This window comes from Mesorhizobium sp. M0139, assembly GCF_040322455.1.
In the GTDB taxonomy this organism is placed as follows: domain Bacteria; phylum Pseudomonadota; class Alphaproteobacteria; order Rhizobiales; family Rhizobiaceae; genus Mesorhizobium.
On sequence record NZ_JAMYTN010000012.1, the window covers coordinates 202151 to 226126 of the forward strand.

Annotated in this window: 23 protein-coding genes; 9 read left to right on the forward strand and 14 right to left on the reverse strand. The window is 63.1% G+C overall.

Features of this window, described 5'->3' with window-relative positions; translation table 11 throughout:
• Positions 1-3: 3 nt before the first annotated feature.
• Positions 4-3192 (reverse strand): efflux RND transporter permease subunit, encoded by a 3189-nt coding sequence (locus NKJ58_RS21705; RefSeq protein ID WP_352521258.1) that lies wholly within the window; start codon positions 3190-3192, stop codon positions 4-6.
• Complete coding sequence (locus tag NKJ58_RS21710) at positions 3186-3446, reverse strand: hypothetical protein (RefSeq protein WP_023692134.1); 261 nt, start codon at positions 3444-3446, stop codon at positions 3186-3188. The genes NKJ58_RS21705 and NKJ58_RS21710 overlap by 7 nt, the downstream gene beginning before the upstream one ends.
• 242 nt (positions 3447-3688) lie before the next feature.
• On the opposite strand from NKJ58_RS21710, the gene NKJ58_RS21715 reads away from it, so the two are divergent.
• A complete protein-coding gene (locus NKJ58_RS21715; RefSeq protein WP_023668517.1) occupies positions 3689-4270 on the forward strand; it encodes a TetR/AcrR family transcriptional regulator in 582 nt (193 codons plus the stop codon).
• A 336-nt stretch (positions 4271-4606) separates the two neighbouring features.
• Here NKJ58_RS21715 and NKJ58_RS21720 read toward each other — a convergent pair whose 3' ends face one another.
• The 7 genes from NKJ58_RS21720 to NKJ58_RS21750 all read right to left on the reverse strand — a co-directional run bounded on the left by NKJ58_RS21720 (position 4607) and on the right by NKJ58_RS21750 (position 12754).
• Positions 4607-5629 carry a LacI family DNA-binding transcriptional regulator gene (locus NKJ58_RS21720; protein ID WP_023668516.1) on the reverse strand — a complete coding sequence of 341 codons (1023 nt, stop codon included), beginning with the start codon at positions 5627-5629 and terminating at the stop codon, positions 4607-4609.
• Positions 5630-5765: 136 nt separating this feature from the next.
• Positions 5766-6560, reverse strand: a complete 795-nt coding sequence (locus tag NKJ58_RS21725; protein WP_352519954.1) for an ATP-binding cassette domain-containing protein — start codon at positions 6558-6560, stop codon at positions 5766-5768.
• A 4-nt stretch (positions 6561-6564) separates the two neighbouring features.
• Positions 6565-7551, reverse strand: coding sequence for an ABC transporter permease (locus NKJ58_RS21730; RefSeq protein ID WP_023668514.1), 987 nt, complete (start codon positions 7549-7551; stop codon positions 6565-6567).
• Between the two features lie 109 nt (positions 7552-7660).
• Complete coding sequence (locus NKJ58_RS21735) at positions 7661-8593, reverse strand: substrate-binding domain-containing protein (RefSeq protein ID WP_023687083.1); 933 nt, start codon at positions 8591-8593, stop codon at positions 7661-7663.
• A 296-nt stretch (positions 8594-8889) separates the two neighbouring features.
• Positions 8890-9918: an ABC transporter permease gene (locus tag NKJ58_RS21740; protein ID WP_197031327.1), complete on the reverse strand. Its 1029-nt coding sequence runs from the start codon at positions 9916-9918 to the stop codon at positions 8890-8892.
• The gene (locus NKJ58_RS21745) at positions 9915-11459 is read right to left on the reverse strand and encodes a sugar ABC transporter ATP-binding protein (protein WP_050485824.1); all 1545 of its coding nucleotides are present in this window, start codon (positions 11457-11459) and stop codon (positions 9915-9917) included. Before NKJ58_RS21745 ends, NKJ58_RS21740 begins: the two co-directional genes overlap by 4 nt.
• 137 nt (positions 11460-11596) lie before the next feature.
• Entirely contained in the window at positions 11597-12754 is a 1158-nt protein-coding gene (locus NKJ58_RS21750; protein ID WP_023749139.1) for a fumarylacetoacetate hydrolase family protein, read from the reverse strand.
• A 176-nt stretch (positions 12755-12930) separates the two neighbouring features.
• Between NKJ58_RS21750 and NKJ58_RS21755 the strand changes: the two genes are divergently transcribed.
• The 6 genes from NKJ58_RS21755 to NKJ58_RS21780 all read left to right on the forward strand — a co-directional run bounded on the left by NKJ58_RS21755 (position 12931) and on the right by NKJ58_RS21780 (position 19037).
• Positions 12931-14208, forward strand: a complete 1278-nt coding sequence (locus NKJ58_RS21755; RefSeq protein WP_352853783.1) for an NAD(P)/FAD-dependent oxidoreductase — start codon at positions 12931-12933, stop codon at positions 14206-14208.
• A gap of 96 nt (positions 14209-14304) precedes the next feature.
• A complete protein-coding gene (locus NKJ58_RS21760) occupies positions 14305-15186 on the forward strand; it encodes an ABC transporter permease (protein WP_352853785.1) in 882 nt (293 codons plus the stop codon).
• Entirely contained in the window at positions 15183-16010 is an 828-nt protein-coding gene (locus NKJ58_RS21765) for an ABC transporter permease (RefSeq protein WP_023709184.1), read from the forward strand. The genes NKJ58_RS21760 and NKJ58_RS21765 overlap by 4 nt, the downstream gene beginning before the upstream one ends.
• A gap of 25 nt (positions 16011-16035) precedes the next feature.
• On the forward strand, positions 16036-17142 hold the full coding sequence (locus NKJ58_RS21770) for an ABC transporter substrate-binding protein (RefSeq protein WP_023668506.1): 1107 nt from the start codon (positions 16036-16038) through the stop codon (positions 17140-17142).
• A 211-nt stretch (positions 17143-17353) separates the two neighbouring features.
• Complete coding sequence (locus NKJ58_RS21775) at positions 17354-17962, forward strand: helix-turn-helix domain-containing protein (RefSeq protein ID WP_352853786.1); 609 nt, start codon at positions 17354-17356, stop codon at positions 17960-17962.
• A complete protein-coding gene (locus NKJ58_RS21780; RefSeq protein WP_023687090.1) occupies positions 17952-19037 on the forward strand; it encodes an ABC transporter ATP-binding protein in 1086 nt (361 codons plus the stop codon). The genes NKJ58_RS21775 and NKJ58_RS21780 overlap by 11 nt, the downstream gene beginning before the upstream one ends.
• Before the next feature lie 440 nt (positions 19038-19477).
• On the opposite strand, the gene NKJ58_RS21785 is transcribed toward NKJ58_RS21780, so the two are convergent.
• On the reverse strand, positions 19478-20182 hold the full coding sequence (locus NKJ58_RS21785) for an SOS response-associated peptidase (RefSeq protein WP_023684394.1): 705 nt from the start codon (positions 20180-20182) through the stop codon (positions 19478-19480).
• Between the two features lie 186 nt (positions 20183-20368).
• On the opposite strand from NKJ58_RS21785, the gene NKJ58_RS21790 reads away from it, so the two are divergent.
• Positions 20369-20722 carry a nuclear transport factor 2 family protein gene (locus NKJ58_RS21790; protein WP_023684393.1) on the forward strand — a complete coding sequence of 118 codons (354 nt, stop codon included), beginning with the start codon at positions 20369-20371 and terminating at the stop codon, positions 20720-20722.
• A gap of 89 nt (positions 20723-20811) precedes the next feature.
• On the opposite strand, the gene NKJ58_RS21795 is transcribed toward NKJ58_RS21790, so the two are convergent.
• Positions 20812-21291, reverse strand: coding sequence for an SRPBCC family protein (locus NKJ58_RS21795; protein ID WP_023668501.1), 480 nt, complete (start codon positions 21289-21291; stop codon positions 20812-20814).
• Positions 21288-21644, reverse strand: coding sequence for an ArsR/SmtB family transcription factor (locus NKJ58_RS21800; protein WP_023684392.1), 357 nt, complete (start codon positions 21642-21644; stop codon positions 21288-21290). Before NKJ58_RS21800 ends, NKJ58_RS21795 begins: the two co-directional genes overlap by 4 nt.
• Before the next feature lie 165 nt (positions 21645-21809).
• On the opposite strand from NKJ58_RS21800, the gene NKJ58_RS21805 reads away from it, so the two are divergent.
• Complete coding sequence (locus tag NKJ58_RS21805) at positions 21810-22157, forward strand: ArsC family reductase (RefSeq protein WP_023687095.1); 348 nt, start codon at positions 21810-21812, stop codon at positions 22155-22157.
• Between the two features lie 138 nt (positions 22158-22295).
• Here NKJ58_RS21805 and NKJ58_RS21810 read toward each other — a convergent pair whose 3' ends face one another.
• Together NKJ58_RS21810 and NKJ58_RS21815 are read right to left on the reverse strand one after the other, a co-directional pair.
• Complete coding sequence (locus tag NKJ58_RS21810) at positions 22296-22652, reverse strand: DUF488 domain-containing protein (protein WP_352853787.1); 357 nt, start codon at positions 22650-22652, stop codon at positions 22296-22298.
• Positions 22653-22661: 9 nt separating this feature from the next.
• Positions 22662-23918 carry an aminopeptidase gene (locus NKJ58_RS21815; protein ID WP_352853789.1) on the reverse strand — a complete coding sequence of 419 codons (1257 nt, stop codon included), beginning with the start codon at positions 23916-23918 and terminating at the stop codon, positions 22662-22664.
• Positions 23919-23976 lie beyond the last annotated feature (58 nt).

The window sequence follows — 23976 nt, forward strand, 5'->3', positions numbered from 1 at the left end:
ATTCTATTCGGCTGCTTCGGCCAGGCGCATCGGCGCTGGTTCGGCAGTCGGTTCATTATTGTCCTGGTCATGAGCAGCGTTGGGTTCGCTGCGCACGCGGCGTTCGCGCAGCTGTTCGATGACCGCGTAGAAGACTGGCACGAACACCAGCGACAGGATGGTCGCCGCGACCATGCCGCCAAACACGGTGGTGCCGATCGACTGCCGGCTTGCCGCACCCGCACCCGTCGCAAACATCAGCGGCAGCACGCCGAGGATGAAGGCGAAGGCCGTCATCAGGATCGGCCGCAGCCTCAGCCGCGCAGCTTCCATTGCCGCGTCGACAATGCTCAGTCCCTCCTCGCGCCGCCGCCTTGCAAACTCGACGATCAGGATCGCGTTCTTGGCGGCGAGGCCGATCAGCATGACGAAGCCGATCTGCGAGTAGACGTCGATCTGCATGCCGCGCAAGAACAGGGCTGCGAAGGCGCCGAACAGGGCCAGTGGCACCGCCAGCAGCACCATGAACGGCATCGCCCAGCTCTCATACTGCATCGCCAGGATCAGGAAGACGAAGACGATGGCGAGGCCGAAGACGACCGACGCGATCGATCCTGCCTTGAGCTCCTGGAAGGTGATGCCGGTCCATTCGAAACCGAAATCCCTGGGCAAAGCGGTGGCGGCGGCCCGTTCCATCGCGGCAACCGCCTGGCCTGACGAGAAGCCGGGGGCTGCGCCGCCATTGATCGTGGCCGAGGCGTTGTTGTTGTAGTGCGGCACGGTTTCCGGGCCGACGAACGGCACCAGTTTGCCCAGTGTGCTCAGCGGCACCATGCCGCCGGAGGCGTTGCGCACATAGAGCCGCGAAAGGTCGCCTGCGTCGGCACGTGCATCCTTGTCGGCCTGGATGGTCACCCGGAAGGTGCGGCCGAACAGGTTGAAGTCGTTGACGTAGAGCGAGCCGAGATAGATCTGCAGCGTGTTGAAGACGTCGGGCAGGTTGAGGCCGAGCAGTTTGGCCTTGCTGCGGTCGAGGTCGTAGTTGAACTGCGGCGTCGAGGTCGAGAACGGCGAGAACAGCTGCTGCGGGTTGATTTCCGGCTGCTTGCGCGCCTCGGCGATCACGGCTTGCGTCGCGTCGTTGAGGGCTGAACTGCCGCGCCCGGTGAGATCCTCGACGACGAATTCGAAGCCGCCCGTGGTGCCGATACCCGGGATCGAAGGCGGATCGAAGGACAGCGCGAAGGCTTCCGGAATCTGCATCAGCTTCCCGCGCACGTCGGCGACGAGCTTCGACGCGCTCTGGTCGGGGCCGCGCTCTTCCCACGGCTTCAGGATGGCGAACTCGACAGCCGAGTTCGACTGCGCGGCACTGGTCAGGAAGTTCAGGCCGCTGATCGAGCCGACAATCTCGACGCCGGGCGTAGCTTGGAGGATGTCGCGCGCCTTCTGGGCCACGGCGTCAGTGCGTTCCAGCGAGGCGCCGTCAGGCAGCTGGATGACGACGAAGAAGTAACCCTGGTCCTCGACCGGAAGGAAGGTCGAGGGCAGCTTTTGCCAGACGAAGTAGGTGGCGACCAGGCCGGCCGCGAACAGACCGAGCATGATCCAGCGCAGCCGGATGAGGATGCGTACGCCATGGGCATAGGCATGCGACAGCCTGTCGAAACCCGTGTTGAACCAGCGGAACGGGGCGAACTGCGTCTCCCCGCGATGGCGCAGGAAGGCGGCACTCAGCGCCGGGCTGAGCGTCAGCGAGTTGAAGGCGGATATGCCGACCGAAATCGCCACCGTCAGCGCGAACTGATTGTAGAGCTTGCCGGAGACGCCAGGAATGAAGGCAACGGGCACGAAGACGGCCATCAGCACCGCGGTGGTGGCGATGATCGGTCCGGTGACCTCGGCCATCGCGGCCTTGGTCGCCGCCAGCGGTTTGAGGCCCGCCTCCAATTGTCGCTCGACATTTTCGACCACCACGATGGCGTCGTCGACGACGAGGCCGATGGCCAGCACCATGCCGAGCAGGGAGAGCATGTTGAGCGAGAAGCCCATCATTTCCATGACGACCATCGTCGCCACCAGCGACACCGGAATGGCGATGGTCGGGATGATCGTCGTGCGCCAGCTCTGCAGGAAGATGAACACCACGGCCACGACCAGCACCAGCGCTTCGCCCAGCGTGATCAGCACGTCATGCATCGATGCCGACACGAAGCGCGTGGTGTCGTAGTGCATGGCGTAGGAGACGCCCTTGGGGAAACGGGCCGACAGTTCCTGCATCTTGTCCTTGACGTGCTGCTGCAGATCGAGCGCGTTGGAACCGGGCATCTGGTAGACGGCCAGCACCACCGTGGGGTCCTTGCCAAAGAAGGCCGACGACGAATATTGCAGCGCGCCGAGCTCGATGCGGGCGACGTCGCGCAGCCGCACCAGCGAGCCGGTGCCGGTGTTGGCGCGCACGACGATGTCGCCGAACTCCTTGGGGTCGCTCAGGCGGCCGACGGCGTTGACCTGCATCTCGAAGGCGGTGCCGGCGGGCGCCGGCGACTGGCCGATCTTGCCGGCCGCCACCTGGACGTTCTGTTCCGAGATGGCGTTCTGGACGTCGACAGCGGTGATGCCGAGATTGGCGAGCTTGTCCGGATCGAGCCAGACGCGCATCGAATAGCGGCGTTCGCCGAAGATCTGCACGTCGCCGACGCCGGGCAGCCGCTTCAAAGGATCGACAACCTGCAGATAGGCGAGGTTGCTCAGCGCCACCGGATCGACCGAACTGTCGGGCGAGGTCAGATTGACGATGAGGACGAAATTCGGGTTCTGCTTCTTGATCGTCACGCCACCCTGGTTGACGATCGCCGGCAGCGACGAGGCGGCTTGCGAGACGCGGTTCTGGACGTCGACGGCCGCGGTGCTCAAGGAATAGCCGACATCGAAGGTGATGGTGATGGTCGAGGAGCCGTCATTGGAGCTCGACGACGACATGTAGGTCATGCCTTCGACGCCGTTGATCTGCTGCTCCAGCGGCGTCGTCACCGTATCGGCGACCACTTGCGCGCTGGCGCCCGGATAATGCGCACTGACCACGACCTGCGGCGGCGTGATGTCGGGAAACTGCGAAACCGGCAAAAGGAAATAACAAATCGTCCCGGCGAGCACCATGATGATGGCGATGGCCGAGGCGAAGATCGGACGATGGATGAAAAAGTTTACCACGACACGCAAACCTCTTTAGAAGAACCGGCCTCTTTAAAAGAATTGGCAGACCGGGACAGCCGCCGGCCGCGCACCGAACCCGGGTCCTGCAAAAAATACGAAGACGGCGCCGCACCGCTGAGGCCCTGCTCATCGGCAACGGTCCTCAGCATCGCTTCGAAGGCGCGCGGATTGACGCGGTCCGCTTTCATCACCAGCCGGATCATCGGATCCCGGATGGCTTCATCGATGGTCAAATCCTTGCGCTGCGACATTGGAGCGTCTCCATTCCAGCGGCCCGCATCGGACGATCGCGAACCGGTTTTCATCTCTTCACCGGCCGGAGCCGCATGACCTGCAATTTTCACCCTTTGTGATCTGGCAGGACCAGTTCACGGCCTTGTTATTGACGGAAGGCCACATAGGTGTTACCAGTAAGTAACATTCGGATAGTTACAGACCGGTAACACCCTAGTCAAGAGGTGAACCGAATTTTTAGGGAGACAAGGAGACTGCGATGGCAGACGGCATTACCGATCGCGTGCGCCCCCGGGACCGAATCCTGGAGACGGCGCAGGACATGTTTCACAAGCATGGCATCAAGGGCGTCGGTGTCGACGCCATCACGGAAGCCGCCGGCACCAACAAGATGACGCTCTACCGTCATTTTGAGTCGAAGGACGAACTGATCGTCCAATGCCTGCGCGCGTCGGCGGCTAAAGGCGCCGCGATGTGGGACCAATTCGAGGCTGAGCATCCCGGCGACAAGCTCGCCCAGTTGCATGCCTGGATTCGCATGGCCGCTGCTTGCCTGGCGGCTGACGGTCGCGGCTGCGACATGGCCAATGCCGCCGCCGAATTGACCGAGCCGGACCATCCCGCCAGGAGCGTGATCAAGGAGCTCAAGAGCGCTCAGCGCGATCGCCTCGTTGCGCTGTGCCGGGATGCGGGCATCGGTCAGGCCGAGCTTCTGGCCGATACGCTGTCGCTGCTGTTCGAAGGGGCGCGCGTCAGCGTGCAGACCATGGGCTGCCAGGGCCCCAGCACGCAGTTCGTGCGCATGGCTGAAGGCCTGATCAGCTCTTTCAGGGCGCGCTGAATTCCAGCTTTCGGAGTTGAGGAGTCCCCATCATCCGGCGGGGCTTTTGGCTATTCTCCGAACTTGCCCGTCAACTCTAATTTAGATTCATTTGAGAATGAAAAAAGCCCGCTGCCGGGAGGAGGTGGCAGCGGGCTCGATTTCGAACGAGATGCGGGAGGAGGTGCACCGCGCTCAGCGTCGGCATCGCATCTGGGAGGAGTAGATGGCCGACACCCAGATGAGTACGGGTTGCCCAATGATTCGGCAACAATGAAAGTTGCATGGCTGCTGTGCAGATTTGCGGCATCTACCCCGACTTGTCGTACAAATCGGAGAAACCGCCACGGCGCGACTTCACTGCACCGGCACGTTTTCCTTGAAGATCAGCCGTGGCTCGATGAACTTCTTCGTCAGGTATGGCGCGGCGGATGCGATCGAGCCGAGCAGGCGGATCACAGATTGCTCCGCGATCAGCCGCGCATTCTGGTCGATGACGACATCGGCGAGGTCGTCGACGAGATAGCCGCGCGTTTCCTTGGTCAGGTCGTGGCAGATGAAGACCGGCTTCTTCTTTGGCTTGGCCTCGAGCAGCGCTCTCGCCACACCTGAGCGCCCGGCGCCGACGCAATAGATGCCGAGCAGTTCCGGCTCGTTGTGCAGCGCCTGCATCGTTGCGGTGTAGCTGCCCTCCGGTTCGTCATTGATCTCGACCGCACTCGAGACCGTGAGATTGGGGAATTCCTCTGTCAGCACCGACCGAAAGCCCATCTCGCGCTCCTCGTGCCCGCGATAGGAACGCGAGCCGACGACCATCGCCAGATGACCCTGGCGGCCGTTGAGGAAGCGCCCCATCAACAGCGCCGCCGTGCGTCCGGCAACCCGGTTGTCGATGCCGACATAGGCCGAACGCGGGGCGGCTGGAACGTCGGAGACCAGCGTGACAAGGCGGATGCCTGCCTCGACCACATCGCGCAATATGTTGCGCGTTCGCGGATGATCGACGGCAATGACGCCGACGCCATTGGCCTTCAGCGACAGATTTTCAACCGCCGCCTGCAGCGCTGCCGGCGAGATGCCGCCGAGATTGTGGATCCGGCACGAGGCGACCAGCGGCAGGCGCCCCGCATAGTCCTCGATGTGCCCGGCGAGGTCGATCATGAAACCGTTGGCGCCGATCGGCAGGAAGAATTCAAGATGCGCCGGCCGCGACGGCAGCGTCACCTGATCGACCACCGGCAAATAGCCGAGCTGCTTGGCCGCCTCCATCACCCGTTGGCGGTTGGCGGCGCTCGCGCCGGCCCGGTTGTTCAGAACCCGGTCGACGGTCGCGGTCGACAGGCCGCAGCTCCTGGCTATGTCGGCAACGGTGGCTTTCATGGCTGCAGTCATAGAGCATGATCCCGAAAAGTGGGAACCGGTTTTCTCGGACAAACGGGAACCGTTTTGTCAAAAGGTCATGCTCTACAACGAGTTAGAGCGGATGCGTTTCCGTGCCAGACGGCGCGAAGACGGTTCAGCCGTGCGATGGCCCGCCTTCGATGATGGCGTCGCGGATCTCCTTGTCCGACATCCCGGTGATGATGCGTTCGACCTCGGCCACGCTGGTCTTCTTCGGGTCGATGTCGTCGGCCACCACCTTGCCCCGGCGCATGACGACGATGCGGTCAACCACCTGGAAGACATGGTGGATGTTGTGGGCGATGAAGATGCAGGAATGCCCGGAATCGCGCGCGTTGCGCACGAAGCTCAGCACGCCTTGCGTCTCGGCGACGCCGAGATTGTTGGTCGGCTCGTCGAGGATGATCAGGTCGCTGTCGAAGTGCATGGCGCGCGCGATGGCGACGGCCTGCCGCTCGCCGCCGGACAGGGAGCCGATCGGCGTCGTCGGCGGGATGTTCTTAGAGATGCCGACCTGTTTCAGCAGGTCGCGCGCGACATTGTTCATCGCCTCCTGGTCCATGCGGTTCAAAAAGCGCGTTGGTTTGATCGGCTCGCGGCCGAGGAACAGGTTGCGTGCGATCGACAGCTGCGTCACCAGTGCCGAATCCTGGTAGATCGTCTCGATGCCGTGCGCGATGGCGTCGCTGGTGCTGCGCAGATTGACCTTCTTGCCGCGGATGAAAATGTCGCCGCTGGTCAGCGGCACCGCCCCCGACAACACCTTGATCAGCGTCGATTTGCCGGCGCCATTGTCGCCGAGCAGGCCGACGATCTCCCTTTCGTTGACATGAAAATTGGCGTCTTCGAGCGCCTGCACGCGCCCGTAGGACTTTTTGATGTTGGACATGCGGATGAGCGGTTCAGCCATGGTTCTAGGTCCCTGCCTGATGCCGGCGTTCCAGCCATGAGTGCAGCGCCATCATGCCGAGGATGATGGCGCCGATGAAGATGTTGTAGGCCAGCCCGGGCACGCCGATCAGCACGATGCCGTTGCGCATGACGCGCAGGATGAGGATGCCGAGCACGGTGCCGATGATGGTGCCGCGCCCACCGGTCAGCGCCGTGCCGCCGATCACCACCATGGCGATGACTTCGAGCTCGTAGCCGGTGCCGCTGTTGGGGTTGGCGGCCGACGTGCGCAGCGACGAGATGACGCCGGCAAGCGAAGCCATCACCGACGACAGCACGAACAGGCCGATCTTGACGCCGCTGACGTTGACGCCGCGCGCCCTTGCGGCGCCTGGATTGCCGCCGGCTGCCTGGATCCAGTTGCCGGTCCGGCTTTGCGTCAGCACGTAGCCCAGTGCGATGGCCGCCGCGATGAACCAGAAGAGCGACATGTAGATGCGGAACGGGCCGATGAAGAAATCACCGACCAGCGCTTCGGCCAGCCAGCTGCCCTCGGCGCTCCACGTCCGCTGCGGAAAGCCGTCGGTGACGAACAGCGCGGTGCCGCGCACCACCAGCAGCATGCCGAGCGTCACCAGGAAGGATGGGATTTTCAGCTGCGTGACGAACCAGCCATTGACCAGGCCGATGAAGGCCGCGATCAGCAGCGCGGCGAGGAAGCCGACCTCCAGCGAGGTCAGGCCGCTGTTGAACAGCGTCCACATCAGCACCGGCGAAAAGCCGAACAGCGAGCCGACCGACAGATCGAATTCACCCGACGTCATCAACAGCGTCATCGCCAGCGCGATCAGCCCGAGCTCGACGGTGAAGGCCAGCGTGTTGGAGATGTTCTGCGGCGACAGGAAATCGTGGTTGATGCTCCAGAACACCGCGATTTCGACGATGAGCAGAACGAAGGGCCCGAATTCCGGCCTCGCGATCAGGCGTTGGATGAGCGAACGGTTTTCCACTGATAACCTGCGACAGGAAGGGGAAGGCTGAGCCCAGCGCGCAACGCGAAGGGCTCGGCGAAAAGACAGTCGCGACCGCGGCTGCGGCCGCGACTGTTGAAGGTCTGGGTTATTTGCCCGACAGGATGTCGTCGTAGACCTGCGCGGTGTCCTTTTCATAGAGCGCGCCGGTGATGACGTTGAAGCCCGGAGGAATGCCTGACGCCGCCATGTTGGCCAGCGACAGCGCGACGTAGCTGGTCGCCTGCGGGTCCTGCCACTGGCCGGCATTGACGTAGCCGGTCAGCACTTCCTGGGTGGTGTCGAGCGAGTTGCCCCAGCCGACGACCGGGATTTCGCCCGGCTTGATGCCGGCCTGGTCGAACACCCGCTTGATCGAGCCGGTGACCAGATCGCCGAGGCCGATGATTGCCTTGACCTTGGCCTTGTTGGCGGTGAGATAGTCGACCATGCGGTTGATGGCTTCGGCCTGGTCGAGGGTCGCTTCGGTGATCTCATAGGTGATCCCCAGCGGTTCGAAGACGCTCTTGATGCCTTCCTCTTCCTGGACGCCGTAGGTGGCGCCGGGGATTTCGACCGGCATCCAGACGAAGTCGCCCTTCTTCACCAGGCCCTTGTCGACCAGATATTGCGCCCAGTGCTTGCCGAAGGTGACGTTGTCGCCGCCGACATAGGCGTCGAAGCTTGCCTTGGGATCGGGCGTGTTGAAGTTGATGATCGGGATCTTGGCCGTGTTGGCTTCCTTGGCGATTTCGATCAGGCTGCCCGGATCGGGGCTGGTGGTGACGATGCCGTCGGCCTTGGCCGAGATCGCGGCGCGCACGGCCTCCTGCTGCGAGGCAACGTCGCCATTGTGGAACGAGGTGTTGACGGTGTTGCCGGTGTCCTTCGCCCATTGCTTGGCGCCGGCCAGGAAGTAGGTCCAGACCGGGTCGGCCGGGCCGCCATGCGAAATCCAGTAGAACGTCTTGGCCTGTGCCGCCGCCGGAACGGCCAGCGCCACAATCAAGCCAAGCACGAGTAATCGTAGCCTCGTCAGCATTTGCTTTCCTCCCATGTTGAAAAACGACCTCCACGTCCGGCGATGATCCGGGCCATGTCCTTGATCCTATCCTCCTGCCAGCGCCGACCCGGATGCGCAGAGCATCTTCTTTTGCGGCCGATGGCAAGCCTCTATCCGCCCAATGGATGGTGGCGCGATGCAACGCGCCATCATCGATCCCATCAGATCGCATCAGTTAGAGGGCAATTCCAGGAAAAGTGTGAAACGGTTTTCCGTCCGGAATTGCGTCAACCAAGAGATAGAGATATTTCCCGGCAAGCAGGCGGGGCTTAAACTCAGGCGCGCGGATTTTCCTGGAAGCGCTCGGCCTGGCGGATGCGCAGCACCTTGTCCAGCCGGTCGAGCGCGAGCGCAAGCACCATCACCGCGCCGATCACGAAGGGGCTCCATACGGCGTCGATGCCGAACAGGGTCACGCCGCTCAAGATGAATTGGACGATCAGCATGCCGATCACCGCACCGAAGACGGTGCCGCGCCCGCCGGAAAGCGAGGTGCCGCCGATGATCGCCGCGGCAATCGCCATCAGCACGAAACCGCCGCCTTGGTCGACGTCGGTAACGGGAGAGCCAAGCCACAGCGCGCCCGCCAGCCCCGAGACGATGCCCATCAGCACCAGCGTCTGCAGCCGCACAGCACCTGTCGGGATGCCGGCATAGAGCGCCGCCTGCGGATTGCTGCCGACGGCCTGGATCCGGTAGCCGAAGCGGCTGCGGTGAAGCACGAGGTGCATCACCACCGCCATTGCGACGAAGACAAAGACAGCCGTCGGCACAAGGCCGAACAGCTTGCCGTGAACGATCTCAAAGAAGTCGCCGCCTGGGCTGGCCGGAGCTGTCGCTTGCATCTTGACGGCCACCGCCGCCAGGCCCCGGAACATTGCAAAGGTGCCCAGCGTAACGACGATGGCCGGCAGTCGCAGCGCCACCACCAGCAGGCCGTTGACGAGGCCGAGCCCGGCGCCGAGCAGCACGCCGGCAAGGGCGGCAAGCCACGGGTCGATGCCGGCGGCCAGAAGGAATGCGGTGAGAAGGGCCGCGAGATGGAATATCCAGCCGACGGAAAGGTCGATCTCGCGGAGTGCGAGCATGAACACCATGCCGATCGCCAGCATGCCGGGATACGCAGCGGTTTCCAGCAACGACAGCACATTGGCCTCATCGAGGAAATCCGGCCGGGCAAAGCCTGTAATCGCCACCAGGACAACGAGCCCGATGAGCGGCCTGAGTTCGACGGGCAGGCGAAGGCTGCGCTTCGGGTGGGCAGCCGAACCGGCAAGCTGTAGCATGGGATCCAATCGTGTCATGCCATGGCTCCCACGAGTTTCTTTTTCGGCCGCTCCGCCTCCGGCATCTCGCCGGTGGTGGTCAGTTGCAGCACTGTCCTTCGCTTCATCTCGGCGCCGGACAGCTCGCCGGCGACCCGGCCGCGGTGGAAGACAAGGACGCGGTTGCTGAGGTTGGTCAGTTCGGACGGCTCGACCGAACGCAGCAAAACGATACAGCCATTGGCTGCCATCTGCCGGATCAGCGCATAGATCTTGCGCTTGGCAGCCGCCTCGATACCGCCAGCCGGATTGTCTAGGAGCAGCACTTGCGGCGCCGTCTCCAGCCATTTGGCGACTACGATCTTCTGCTGATCGCCGGCCAGCAGCGAATTCACCGGCGCGTCCGGCAGGCCCTTGATGCGCAGCGCATCGATCTGCCTTGCGGCGGCGGCGATCGCGGCCTTGGGCGAGTAGCGGCGCGACCCCCAGTTGCGGGCGCCGGTAGCGATGTTGCCTATGTTGAAGGCCAGCGACCGGTCGGGCATCAGGCCGTTGCACAGGCGGTTGGCCGGCACCAGGCCGATGCCGCGCCGCGCCGCTTCGGTCGGATTTCCAGGCAAGCCGTAGCCGTCGGGGAGCCGCACCCTGCCGCTTTGCGCCTTGCGCAGGCCAAACAGCATCTCGAACAGGTGTTCAACGCCTGACCCCTCAAGCCCGGCCAAGCCGAGGATCTCGCCGGAGCGGGCGGTGAAGCTGACGCCGGAAATCCGGCCGCCGCTCAGACCCTCCACCGTGATCCGCGGCCTTATCGTGCTGGCATTGGCCGGCAGTGCAGGCGGGAACAGGCTGTCGCGCTGCTGGCCGATCATGGCGTCGATCACATCGGCTTCGCTCAACGCCGAGCGCTCACTTGTCAGCACGTCACGGCCGTTGCGCATCACCGTGACCTGGTCTGCGATCGCAAACACATCCTCCAGCCGGTGCGAGACATAGAGCACGCTCGTGCCCTTGGCCTTGAGGTCTCTTAGTACGGTGAACAGGTGCTCGGTCTGGCGCCGGTCGAGCGCAGAATTCGGTTCATCGAGGATCAGCAGCCTCGGGCCTTCCAGAATTGCGCGGCCGAGTTCGACATATTGCCGTTCGCCCATGCCGAGTTGTCCCACAGGAGCGTGGACATCGACGTCGAGCTTGAGTTGCCGAAGCACGGTGCGGCTGCGTGCCTCCATCTCGCGCCTGGAGACGAAGCCATTGCGCAACGGCTCGCGATTGACGAACAGATTGGCCAGCACCGAGCGGTCGGCAAACAGGCCGAGCCCTTGGTGGACGACGCCGAAGCTGTGCTTGCGTGCAGCGATCGGGGTGTCGACGGTGACCATCTGGTCGCCGACGCGGATGGTGCCGCTGTTGGGCCGGAGCACGCCGGCAAGCAGCTTCACCAGCGTCGACTTTCCGGCGCCGCTTTCACCGACGACAGCATGGATCGTCCCCTGTCCGACAGACAGGTTCATATCCCTGAGCGCGACAACGCCGCCATAACGCATGGCGAGATTGCGCACCGATATCATCGGCAAACCGAGCATGCGATTCGGCCCCCACAGACCGCGCCCCGATCCTGGAGCGAATTTCCGATACAGTCACCCGGATTCCGCTAACAAACGGCTTACGAATCCCGGACAGGAACGTTTACCGGCTAGCCGTTCGTCCCGCTGCTCCGAAATCAGATCAGGTCGGCCTTGGCTAGGTCCCGCATGAGATGGCTGGCGCCGTAGGTCCAGTGCGGGCAATCGGGCGACAGAAGCACCCGGTTGACCAGCGCGCCGAATTTCTCCGACGAGATGGTGACGATGTCACCGACCTTGTGGGTGAATCCCTTGCCCTTCTCGCCGCGATCCTTCGACGGCACGAACATGGTGCCGAGATAAAGCGCCAAGCCGTCGGGATACTGGTGGTGCGGCCCCATGGCGGCCGCGACCAGTTCTTCGGGCGAACGGCTGATCTCGGCCATCGAGCTCGCGCCCTCCAGCGAAAACCCGTCCTCGCCCTCGACCTTCAGCCGCACAGTGGCGCGCTTGACATCGTCGATGGAAAAGCTTGCGTCGAACAACCGGATGAAGGGCCCAAGCGAGGCCGAGGCATTGTTGTCCTTGGCCTTGCCGAGCAGCAGCGCCGAGCGTCCCTCGACGTCGCGCAGATTGACGTCGTTGCCGATGGTGGCGCCGACGATCTTGCCGGTGCTGGCGGCGATCATGGCGATCTCCGGCTCGGGGTTGTTCCAGGTCGACACCGGATGCAGCCCGACATCGGCGCCGAAGCCGACGGACGCCATCGGCTGGCATTTGGTAAAGATCTCGGCGTCGGGGCCGATGCCGACTTCCAGATATTGCGACCAGGCGCCGCGCTGGATGAGCTTGGCCTTGATCTCCATCGCCTCAGGCGAGCCGGGCTTCAGCTTGGACAGATCGTGGCCGATCAGCCCGGCAATGTCGGCGCGGATGGCGTCGGCCTTTTCCGCCGAACCGCGCGCCTGCTCCTCGATGACGCGTTCGAGCAGGCTGACCACGAAGGTCACGCCCGACGCCTTCACCGCCTGCAGGTCGACAGGCGAGACCAGATAGGGTTTTGCCGGGTCGCGGGTGGCCTGAAAACTGTTGGCGGCGATCGCGTCGAGCGAGCCGATCGGTTCGCCCTTGGCAGAGCGCACGTGTCCGGCCGGATCGGCCATCTCGCAGATGTCGCGCACTGTGGGTGCGGTGGTCGAGGTGACGTCGAAAACGATGCCGTCGCGCACGGTGACCACCAGCGGATGCGAGGCATCGCTTGCCCTGGCTCGGCCGATGAAGAGCCCGTCGGCGGGAAGCTGCGTTGGGTTCGTCATGGCTTACGGTCCTTTGATGATCGAGATGGCAGCTGGGCCGCTGCACTTTCACCGGATTCACGCCAAAGGTCTATCCCGTGGCGCAGGCAATTGTCAGTTCTGACATGAGGCCCGCTCTTTCAAAAAAATGAAACTGGAACTAGAATTTTCATTTTACGCATACTCCAGGTGAAGCCTTGCCCGCACCGTTTTCCGTTCCGATCTGGCAGAAGCCGCAGACCGCATCCGCCTTCCAGTCGCTCGTCCCGGCGCCGGTTGACGTTGCCATCATCGGCGGCGGCTTCATGGGCCTGTCGACCGCCTTGCACGCAGCCCGGCTCGGTCTCGGTGTACAGGTGCTGGAGGCTGGCGAGATCGGCCAGGGCGCCTCGGGCCTCAATGGCGGCCAGGTCATTCCCGGCCTGAAATATGATCCCGAATGGCTGCTCGAGCATTTCGGCCCCGAGCGTGGCCAAGCGCTGGTCGATTTCGCCGCCTCGACGGCGGATACGGTGTTCGATCTCATCCAAGACGAAAAGCTGGCGGTGCCGTTCACCCGCAATGGCTGGATCCAGGCCGCGCATACCGAAACCGCATTGAAAGCGGCGGCGAACAGGGATCGTCAATGGCGGGCGCGTGGCGCCGATGTCCGGCTTCTGAATGAAAGCGAGATCGCCGCTATGACCGGCGCGCAAGGCTATCTCGGCGGCTGGCTCGACCGCCGCGCCGGCATCATCGATCCGCTCGCCTATACAGTGGAACTGGCGCGCATCGCCGCCGCCGCCGGCGCCAGCATTGCCGAGCGGCAGAAGGTGGTGAAACTCCGCAAGGAGGCCGGCCTTTGGCGTGTCTCAACCGAAAGCGGCGCCGAGGTGCGGGCGAAAGCGGTTGTCCTGGCGACGAACGCCTATACCGATGGACTGCTTCCGGGCCTCGCGGAAACGATCGTGCCGCTGCATTCCTTCCAGGTCGCGACCGCGCCGCTGTCATCCAACCTTGCGGCGACGATCCTGCCGGAAGGGCAGGCGGTGTCCGACTCCAGGCGCATTCTCGTCTACTACCGCAAAACAACCGACGGCCATCTGGTGCTTGGCGGCCGCGGCCGCATGGCGCGGCCGAGGAGCGAGGCCGACTGGGCGCATCTGCAGCACGCGCTGGTGCGGCTCTATCCGGCCTCGGCCCATATCTCGATCGAGAAACGCTGGTTCGGTCGTGTGGCGATGACGCCGGATCACCTGCCGCACATCCATGAGCCGGAAAAGGGCCTGCTCGCCGTGGTTGGTTGCCAGGGCAGGGGCGTCGGCCTGATGACCGCGCTGGGAAAACGCATGGCGGGCTACCTCGCGGGCGGCGATGTCAATCAATTGCCGTTCCCGCTGTCGCCGGTCCGGCCGATTCCGTTCCACGCCTTCCGCCAGGTCGGCGTCGCCGCGACCATCGCCTGGTACCGGATGCTCGACGCCTTCGAGCGCTGATTGGGCGCCGGTCGCCTAGGCCTCGTGGATTCAGCTTGACAGTTTCACAAATATGAAAAAAGCTAAGCCGATTTCATATTTCCGTTGAGCAGTCCGATGTCGAGCATCGTTGCACCAGAAGCGCCGGCAGGGTCGTCCCGAGGCTTCCGCTTCGCCATGTTGCTGCCGGGCGGGCTCGTCACCTTCTTCCTGATCCTGTTTGCCCTCGGCCTGGTGCTGTTCCTCGCTTTGCGCGGCAATGACGGCTCGCTGCTCGGCGCCGGCTTCACCGCAGGCAACTTCATCACCGTGGTCTCCGATCCGCTCTACTGGACGGTGACGCTGCGCTCGCTGGTGATCGCCGGCCTGGTGACGCTGGCGACCGTCGTCACCGCCTATCCCGTCGCCTACTATCTCGCCTTCTATGCCGGCCGCCGCCGCAGCCTGCTTTTGTTTCTGGTGACCCTGCCGTTCTGGACCAGCTATCTCCTGCGCGTCTTCGCCTGGAAGATCGTGCTCGCCTACAACGGCGTCTTGAACTCGGCGCTGATCGAAAGCGGCATCTGGTCGGAGCCGACGCTGGCCTTCCTCAACACGCCGGCGGCGGTGGTCGTCACGCTGGCGCATGCCTATGCGCCCTTCGCCATCCTGCCGATCTATGTGGCGCTGGACACCATCCCGAAATCACTGCTCGAAGCCGCCTCCGATCTCGGCGCCAGACCGTTCACGGCGTTTCGCCGCGTCGTCTTGCCCAATTCGATGCCGGGCGTTCTGGCGGCCGCCCTCGTCGTCTTTGTGCCGACGGTCGGCGACTATGTCACCCCGGCCATGGTCGGCGGTCCCGCCAGCACCATGATCGGCACATTGATCCAGTCGCAGTTCGGCAAGGCCAATGACTGGCCGTTCGGGGCGGCACTTTCAGTCTGCGTGATGCTGGTCATCCTCTGCGTGGTGCTGGTCGCACGCGGCGCCGACCGCAGATTCGGCAGCCGCACATGAGCGCGGCGCGGAGAGATGATGGCCGCGGCTGGCTCGGCGTCTATGTGCTTGCCTATCTCGTCTTCCTCTATCTGCCGGTGCTGTTGATCCCGCTGTTTTCCTTCAACAACTCCATCCAGGCCGCGTTTCCGCTGCAGGGCTTCACGCTCGAATGGTATGCCACGCTCTATGGCAATCCGGCGCTGTCCGGCGCGCTTTTGAACAGTCTCGTCATTGGCGTCGTGGCCGCCGCCGGCGCCACGCTCTGCGGCATCACCGTCTCCTATATGGACCTCTACGGTCGTTCGCCGCTCGCCGCCACCATCAGCGCCATCTCCAGGCTGCCGATCCTGATCCCCGGCGTCATCGTCGGCATATCGTTGCTGATCCTCGTCAATCTCATCGGCCTCGGCCCGTCGCGCATCGCCATCGTTCTCGGCCACATACTGGTGGCGCTGCCGACCACCGTGGTGATCATGCGCAGCCGGTTTGCCGCAATTCCGAAAACCATTCGCGAGGCCGCACTCGATCTCGGCGCTTCCGACTGGACGACCTTCCGGCGGGTGATGTTGCCGCTCTCGCTGCCGGCCATCGTCTCGGCCTTCATGCTGGCCTTTCTGATTTCCTTCGACGAGTTCATCGTCGTCTTCTTCCTCGCCGGCACCGAGCCGACGCTGCCGCTCTACATCTGGAGCCAACTGCGTTTTCCTCGCTCGCTGCCGACCGTGATGGCGCTGGGGACAGCTATCCTTGCTGTGTCCGTCATCATCGCCGGCATCGCCGAAATCCTGCGCCATCGCGGGCTGAGCACAGCCCGTCGGACGGCGCCCACCAGTCCAGCCTGAACCATAACAAAAGAGGAGAACCGAAATGGCATTCGACCCGAAATCAATTACTGGGCTGAAATCGATCACTGGCCCGAAATCGATCACTGCAAAGACAGCCCGCACCGGGCTTGCCGCGCTTGCAATCGTCCTGTCGTCGACTGTCGCCTTCGCCGCCGACAAGCTGCAATATTTCACCTGGTCCGGCTATGAACTGCCAGACTTCAACAAGAGCTTCCTGACGGCCCATCCCGATGGCGTCGAGGCCTCGATCTTCGGCGACGACGACGATGCCTTCACCAAGGTCAAGGCCGGCTTCCGCCCCGATATCGCCCATCCCTGCTACGACAAGGTGGCGCGCTGGAACAAGGAAGGCCTGCTGCAGCCGATCGATACCAAGCGCATCAAGAACTGGGATTCGATCTTCCCGGTGTTCAAGAACCTGCCCGACATCCAGGCCGGCGACGGCAAGGTCTGGATGGTGCCGTGGGATTGGGGCAACACCTCGATCCTCTACCGCACCGATCTGGTGAAGAACCCGGAAGCGAGCTGGAACCTTCTGTGGGACAAGCAATATGCCGGCCGCATGGCGACCATCGATGCCGTGCATGACACGCCGATCGTTGCAGCACTTCTGGCCGGCGTAAACCCCTTCGATATGACGCCGGAGCAGATGGACAAGGTGGCGGAAAAATTGCGCGAGCAGCGTCCGCTGCTCTCCAACTACACCACCGACATGACCTCGGTCGAACAGGCGCTGGCCAGCGGCCAGCTGGTCGCCGCCATGACCTGGAACGCGTCGGCAACCTCGCTGAAGAAGCAGGGCGTGCCGGTCGAGTTCATGAAGCCGAAGGAGGGCATGCTGACCTGGGCCTGCGGCTTCGTCATGCTCAAGGACGCCAAAAACGTCGACCTCGCCTATGACTTCATCAACAGTCGGCTCGACGCCGACTCGGGTAAGTACCTGATCCAGGCCTACGGCTATGGCAGCTCGCTGAGCACCGCCTTCGCCGGCGTGGCGAAGGACGAACTGGACAAGCTGCAATTGCCGGCGGACCCGGAGGTGATGCTGAAGACCACCATCTTCACCGGCCCGATGAAGCAGAACGACGATGTGGCGAAGATGTTCGAGAAAGTGAAGGCTGGGGGGTGAGCTGAGGCTGGGGTGTCCCCTTCTCCCCTTGTGGGAGAAGGTGGATCGGCGCACAGCGCCGAGACGGATGAGGGGTGTTCCAAGGAACGCCAACGTCTCACTCCGCTGGAACCCCCCTCATCCGTCGCCTTCGGCGACACCTTCTCCCACAAGGGGAGAAGGGGGAGCCTATCAACCCTCGCCGCGCCAATAAAGAGACGAGGACCCACGCATGGACATGCTTGACGACGCAACCGAGAAGCCCAAGGCCGACGCCGACATCCGCGTCGGCCGGCGCGTGCGGGCGCTGCGGCTGGAGCGCAATTTGTCGTTGGCCGAGCTGGCAGCAAAAGCCGGCGTCTCCATCGGTGCGCTGAGCCAGATCGAGCGCGGCCTGTCTTCGCTGCGCGTCAAGGTGATCTGGCCGCTTGCGGCCGCGCTCGACATCGAGCCTTCGGCGCTGATCACCGACGGCAACGAAGCCGCCAACGATCTCTATTGCGTGCGCGCCGACAAAAGGCGGCAGCTCCCGGTCAAGTCGGAAGCCATCGCCAAGGCGCTGCTGTCGCCGCCGGGCGCGGCGCTGACCGGCCTCTTGGTGACCGTGGAAGCCGATGGCGGCACGGCGGAAGCCTATGCGCATATCGGTCACGAGTTCGGCTATGTCCTGTCGGGCGAGGTCGAACTGGTGGTGGACTCGACAAAATACGTGCTGAAGAGCGGCGACTCCTTTGCCTTCAAGAGCACGCTTCTGCACGCCTTCCGCAATCCCGGCACCGAGCCTTGCCAGATCCTCTGGGTCAACACCACCAAGCCGTCCGAGGTTCGCGATGGCGCCTGATGCGCTGGTACGCCTGGACACGGTCTCGAAGGTTTTCCCCGGCGGCATTGTCGGGCTCGACGCCGTCGATCTCGACATTATCAGCGGCGAGTTCATCACCCTGCTCGGGCCCTCGGGCTGCGGCAAGACCACCAGCCTGCGCGTCATTGCCGGTTTCGAAAGCCCCTCGAGCGGCAAGGTGCTGCTCGATGGTCGCGACATCACCGCGCTCAGGCCGTTCGACCGTCCCGTCAACACCGTGTTCCAGGATTATGCGCTGTTCCCGCATATGAACGTCGCCGAGAATGTCGGCTTCGGCCTGTCGCTGCGCAAACTGTCCGGCGCCGAGCAGGCAAAGCGCGTCCGCGAAGCCCTCGACATGGTCGGCCTCGCCGACAAGCTCGGCGCCCGCGTTTCCGAACTGTCGGGTGGCCAGCGCCAGCGCGTCGCGCTCGCCCGAGCCATAGTCTGCGAGCCGCGCGTTCTGTTGCTCGATGAACCGCTGTCGGCGCTCGATGCGCATCTGCGCGAACAGATGCAGGTCGAACTGAAGCGGCTGCAGTCGCGGCTCGGCACCACCTTCGTCATGGTCACCCACGACCAGACCGAAGCGCTGTCGATCTCCGACCGCATCGTCGTCATGAACAAGGGCCGCATCGAGCAGATCGCGCCGCCGGCTACGCTTTACGACCGGCCGGCGACGAAATTCGTCGCAAGCTTCATCGGCACCATGAACCTCTTGCAATCGCGCTTCATCGGCCGCGACGGCGACCGCCTGCGCTTCGCCGCTGGCGGGCTTTCGCTGGAAGCAACATCTGAAACCGGCGACACACCCGGCGAAGGCACTGAGCGCACCATCGGCGTTCGCCCCGAGGACTTGCTGGCCACCACCGATGCCGCCGCCGGCACCGCGCCGGCGCGCGTCAACTCCATCGTCTTCCACGGCCGCACGCTGCGGCTGCATGCTGAGCTGGGGCAGGGATTGCCGGTGGTGATCGATGCGCCTCGCCAGGCCGAGGGCTTTCAATTCAGCGTCGGCGACGTGGCGCATATTAGCCTGCGCCGTGGTGCCAACTGCCCTATGCTGCCAAGCTGATCCAACCCAAACCCTTCATCGACGGTTGGATTTAACCTGCTGTGAAGATCGCCAAGGTGGAATTAAGTGTGAATTGACTCGCAAAGGAACATATTCCTACTTTGCGGGATGCCCGAACTAAGCACCCGACCGCGCCGAAATGTGCAAACCCTCTGCTTGGCGCATGAAGTCGGGCAGCTAATTCGTGTTCGATGTCGGAACTGCAACATCACTCGACACTATCTGCCTGGCGATCTCGCAAAGCTGGTTGGTGATATCCCCTTTTGGGATGTGGAGCGGCACATGCGGTGCGAGCGCTGCAAAGGTCGTGAGCTCGATGCAGGCATCATTCTGCCAAGCGCTGCTGAACGCCTTAAAATTCGCGTCAGACGTCTTGTCGAAATCCGCATGGTTCGCCGGGTAATCTGGCGAGACGACGATTGAGGAGAGCCGATTTCGGGCTAAAACAGAGACCCTTGGGCCGGGGCCTGTGGTGGGAACTTGATCTGTGTGGCTGGCTTCTCAACGATCACCAACGCGTCGTTGGGCGCCGTCCGCTGCAAACGCCGTGCTTCCGACCATGGCGCCGTCAGCCAAGCCTCGGTTTCCTCCGGCGTGGTGAGGATCACGGGCATAGCCTTCTCATGTATCGGCGCAATGAGAGCATTAGGCTTGGTGGTCATGAAGGCGTATAGCTCGAAGTCGCCGGGACCGTCCTTGACCTTTCGCACGCCCTGCCAAGACGTCCAGAAACCAGCGAAGAAGAACAGCGGCCGGCTCTCGCCACGGGCAAACCAGTAATTTCGCTGGATTCCTGTTTCCGGGTCTTTATCGTTCGCCGCAGGGCTGGGCTCGGCAAAGCTGGTCACCGGCACGACACATCTGTGCTCGACGCCCACATATTGCTGCCAGTGCGAATATTGCGGATTGCGAACGTTGGTGGTGCCGTAGTCGGCCTTACCTTTCATGCGCTCGGGCGGCGTTGGCAACCCCCAAAGCAGTTTCGCCAGTTCACGCTCCCCATCCGTCCTGTTGCGAACGACAAGCCCAGGTTGATTGGGATAGACATCAAGCGAAGGTTCGAGGTTGCCGCTGATATCGCGCAATGTGCGGGTCCATTGGCGGACCGCCTCTTGCGTCGTCGTGATGTTGTAGAGGTTGCACATGCACCCAGCATTGCGGAATTGGCTTTTGTCTGCAACCGAAGTCGCTGTCCGACGCCGCCGCAATCGTCGTCACACAGCCGCGCTATATCATCGTCCTGACACACCTTGTCAGCTGTCGTGCGGGTAAAGGTGGCGGGCCGGCAAGCGCTTCCCTACTTCAAACCAGTCTGAACAGGAGGAACACACATGACCATCGCGGATGTTGCCAAGGATTTCACTGAAATGCTCCAGCAGGGGGATCACCTGGGTGCTGGTGAAAAGTACAATGCCGATGATATCGTCAGCCTCGAAGCCATGGAGGGGCCGATGGCCATCGCCCGTGGCAAGGAGGCTCTCAGGCAAAAGGGCGAATGGTGGCAAGAGAACCACGAAGTCCATGGCGGGTCTGTCGAAGGCCCCTATGTCAACGGCGACCAGTTCGCGGTGCGCTTCAAGTTCGACATAACGCCCAAGGCGACCGGCGAACGGGTCACCATGGACGAGGTTGGCCTGTACACGGTCAAGAACGGCAAGATCACCGAAGAGCGCTTCTACTACTGAGCCCGGGTGCCGTAGGGTTCCGGCGCACTTCGCTGCACGACCCAAAAACCAGGCGGCCGGGACAAAGTCCTGGCCGCAGTGGGAAAAGCTCAAATGGTCTTCACATACTGCGCCAACTGATCGGCCACCGTGCCCCAGCCGTCGAAGAACCCCATCTCTTCATGATTGTTGCGGGTAGCCTCGTCGCGATGGATGGCCGTTGCCGTGTAGCGCGTGCCCTTGTCATCCGACTGAAGCGAAATGACTGCGGTGATGAAGGGCTCGCCGGAGGGCCGATAGCCCGGCAGCAGCGCATCGGTCCACACCAGCCGCTCGTTCGGCACGATCTCGAGATAGCAGCAATGGCGGTCGTTGACCTCCTTGCCGTCGGGCGATTGCATGCGCGTCCGGAACAGTCCGCCCGGACGAAGGTCGATCTCGCAATCGGTGATCAGCCAGGGCTTGGGCGTGAACCATTGCTTGACATGCTCCGGCACCGTCATCGCGCTCCACAAGAGTTCGCGCGGCGCGTCGAGCTTCCGCTCCAGCACAAGGTCCAGTCTGGGGTCGGGCTTGAAGGGATAGCTCACTTTTCTTGCTCCTTGAGGCTCATCACATAGGCGTCGAATTGATTGAGTCGGCGCTCCCACAGCGTGCGCTGTTCGGCCAGCCAGTTTTCGGCGAGCTGCAGCGGTTCGGGCGCCAGCTGATAGGTCCTGGTGCGGCCGATTTTTTCCGATCGCACCAGACCGCAGCCTTCCAGCACTTTCAGATGCTCGATGAAGGAAGGCAGCGCCATCTCGAAAGGCTGCGCCAACTCGCTGACCGAGGCCGGACTGCGGTTCAACCGCTCGACCACGCGCCGCCGCGTCGGGTCAGCCAGCGCGCGGAAGATGCCGTCGATCGGCGGGAGACTTGTAGTTGGGGCGTGGAGGCTTGGCATGGGCGATCCTGAGGTCCGTCGACGGGTATAGAAAGATACTTAGGAAAATTCCTTAGTATTGGCAAGCCCTAAAAATGGGCTGATGTGACCGGGGTGCTGGCAAAGCGGGAAGGACGGTTTTAGGCTGTCCGGCGGATTCGACCACCAGCCCAAGGGAAGTGCGTTTTGACGATCACCATGTACGGCATCACCACCTGCGACACGATCAGGAAGGCGCGCACCTGGCTGGAGGGCCACGATGTGCCTTACCGTTTTCACGACTACCGGGCCGAGGGGATAGAGGTGGGCAGACTGGATGGATGGATCGGCAAGGTTGGCTGGGAAAAGCTGCTCAACAAGGGCAGCACGACCTTCCGCGAACTGCCCGACAAGCACAAGCAAGGGCTCGACGAGAAGAAGGCCAGGAAGCTGATGCTGGCCAACCCGACGATGATCAAGCGCCCGGTGCTCGAGGTCGGGGATGAGATTTTGGTGGGGTTCAAGCCGGAGGCTTATGAAGGGGTGGTGAAGTAGCGTAGCCCTGCCTCGTCAGCCTATGGCGTAGCAAGGAGCGAAGCGACGCAGCGCAGACACGAGGATGACGAACGCGTGGAGGGCGATCGCTAATTGTGAAGGCTTTCGCTTGCGGCGTATGCAGCGGTTCGCTGTCTCTCAACCCGTCCAGCGCAAATACCCCGCCAACGCCACCGCATTGTTATGCGCCTCGTCATGCGCGCCATAAAGCAGCGTCACCTTGGCCTTGCCGAGCAAGCCACGCAGTTTCGCCACCGCTTCTCTATTCCCATCCAGCTCGACCGAATACCGCACCTGAAACTCCGCCCATCGCGCCGGCTCATGTCCGAACCACCTCCGCAATTCATCGCTCGGCGCGATCTCCTTCAGCCACAGCGTCAGCGCGGCATCCTCCTTGCTGATGCCGCGCGGCCAGATGCGATCGACCAGCACCCGCTGCCCGTCATCGGGCGCGGGTGCTTTGTAAATTCGCTTGACCGTCAGGTCGAAGGCCATCCGCCCCCTTTACGCCCACTCGCCCTTGCGCATCACCGGCACGCGGCGGCCATCCTTATGCACGCCGTCTATGTCGATCTTGTCCGAGCCGATCATCCAGTCGATGTGGATAAAACTCTTGTTGCCGCCGCGCTGGGCGATTTCGTCCTGGCTGAGCGAGGCGCCGTCGACGAAGCATTTTGAATAGCACTGCCCGAGCGCGATGTGGCAGGCGGCGTTCTCGTCGAACAGCGTGTTGAAGAACAGCAGGCCGCTGGCCGAGATCGGCGAGGAATGCGGCACCAGCGCCACCTCGCCGAGCCGGCGCGAACCCTCGTCGGTGTCGAGCACTTTCTTCAGCACGTCCTCGCCCTTCGAAGCCTTGGCTTCGACGATCCTGCCCTCTTCGAAACGCACCGAGATATCGTCGATCAGCGTGCCTTGGTAGGACAGCGGCTTGGTCGAGGATACATGGCCGGAGACGCGCCGTGCATGCGGCGTGGTGAAGACCTCCTCGGTCGGGATGTTCGGATTGCAGGTGACGCCGTTCTTGGCGGTCGAGGCGCCGCCCATCCATTCATGGCCATCGGCCAGCCCGACGGTCAGGTCGGTGCCCGGGCCGCTGAAATGCAGATCATGGAAATTGTGCTCGTTCAGCCACTTTGTGCGGCCGCGCAGCGCTGCATTGTGCGCCGTCCAGTTTGCGATCGGGTCTTCCACATCGACCCTTGATGCCGAAAAGATCGCATCGGCAAGCTTGACCACGGCGACATCGTCGGCATCGCCGGGGAAGACCTGCTTGGCCCAGGCGAGATCCGGGTAGGCGACGATGTTCCAGTTGATGTCGAAGCCGGTGATCTTTTCCAGCGCCGGCTGGTAGGCCATCGAGTTCGCCTTGTTGGCGCGCGCCACTTTCGCCGGGTCCTGCGCCGACAACAGCGACGGGTCCTCGCCGCGCACGGCAAGCCGCGCCGCATTGTTGGAAAAGGCCTTCGCCATGCCTTCATACATCCAGCCGGCGGCGCGGTCGAAGCCGGCATCCGCCCCGTAGCGGAAGCGCGCCAGCGTGATCTCGTCATCGTTGAAGATCGGCGTTACCAGCCCGGCGCCCGCCTTGTAAGCGTGCTCGACGATGCGCCTGGTCAGCGGCAGTGCGGCGATCGACGAGGTCAGCACCAGATCCTGCCCCGGCTGCAATTGCAGCCCCACCTTGATGGCGACTTCCGCCAGCCTGTCGAGCTTCACCGGGTCGATCGTTGCGGAAACGCCGCGCGAATGTGTGGTCATGATCCTGCCTGTCTTGGTCTTGGGGGTGAAGCTTCCAACATAGATCGGCGCGGCTGTG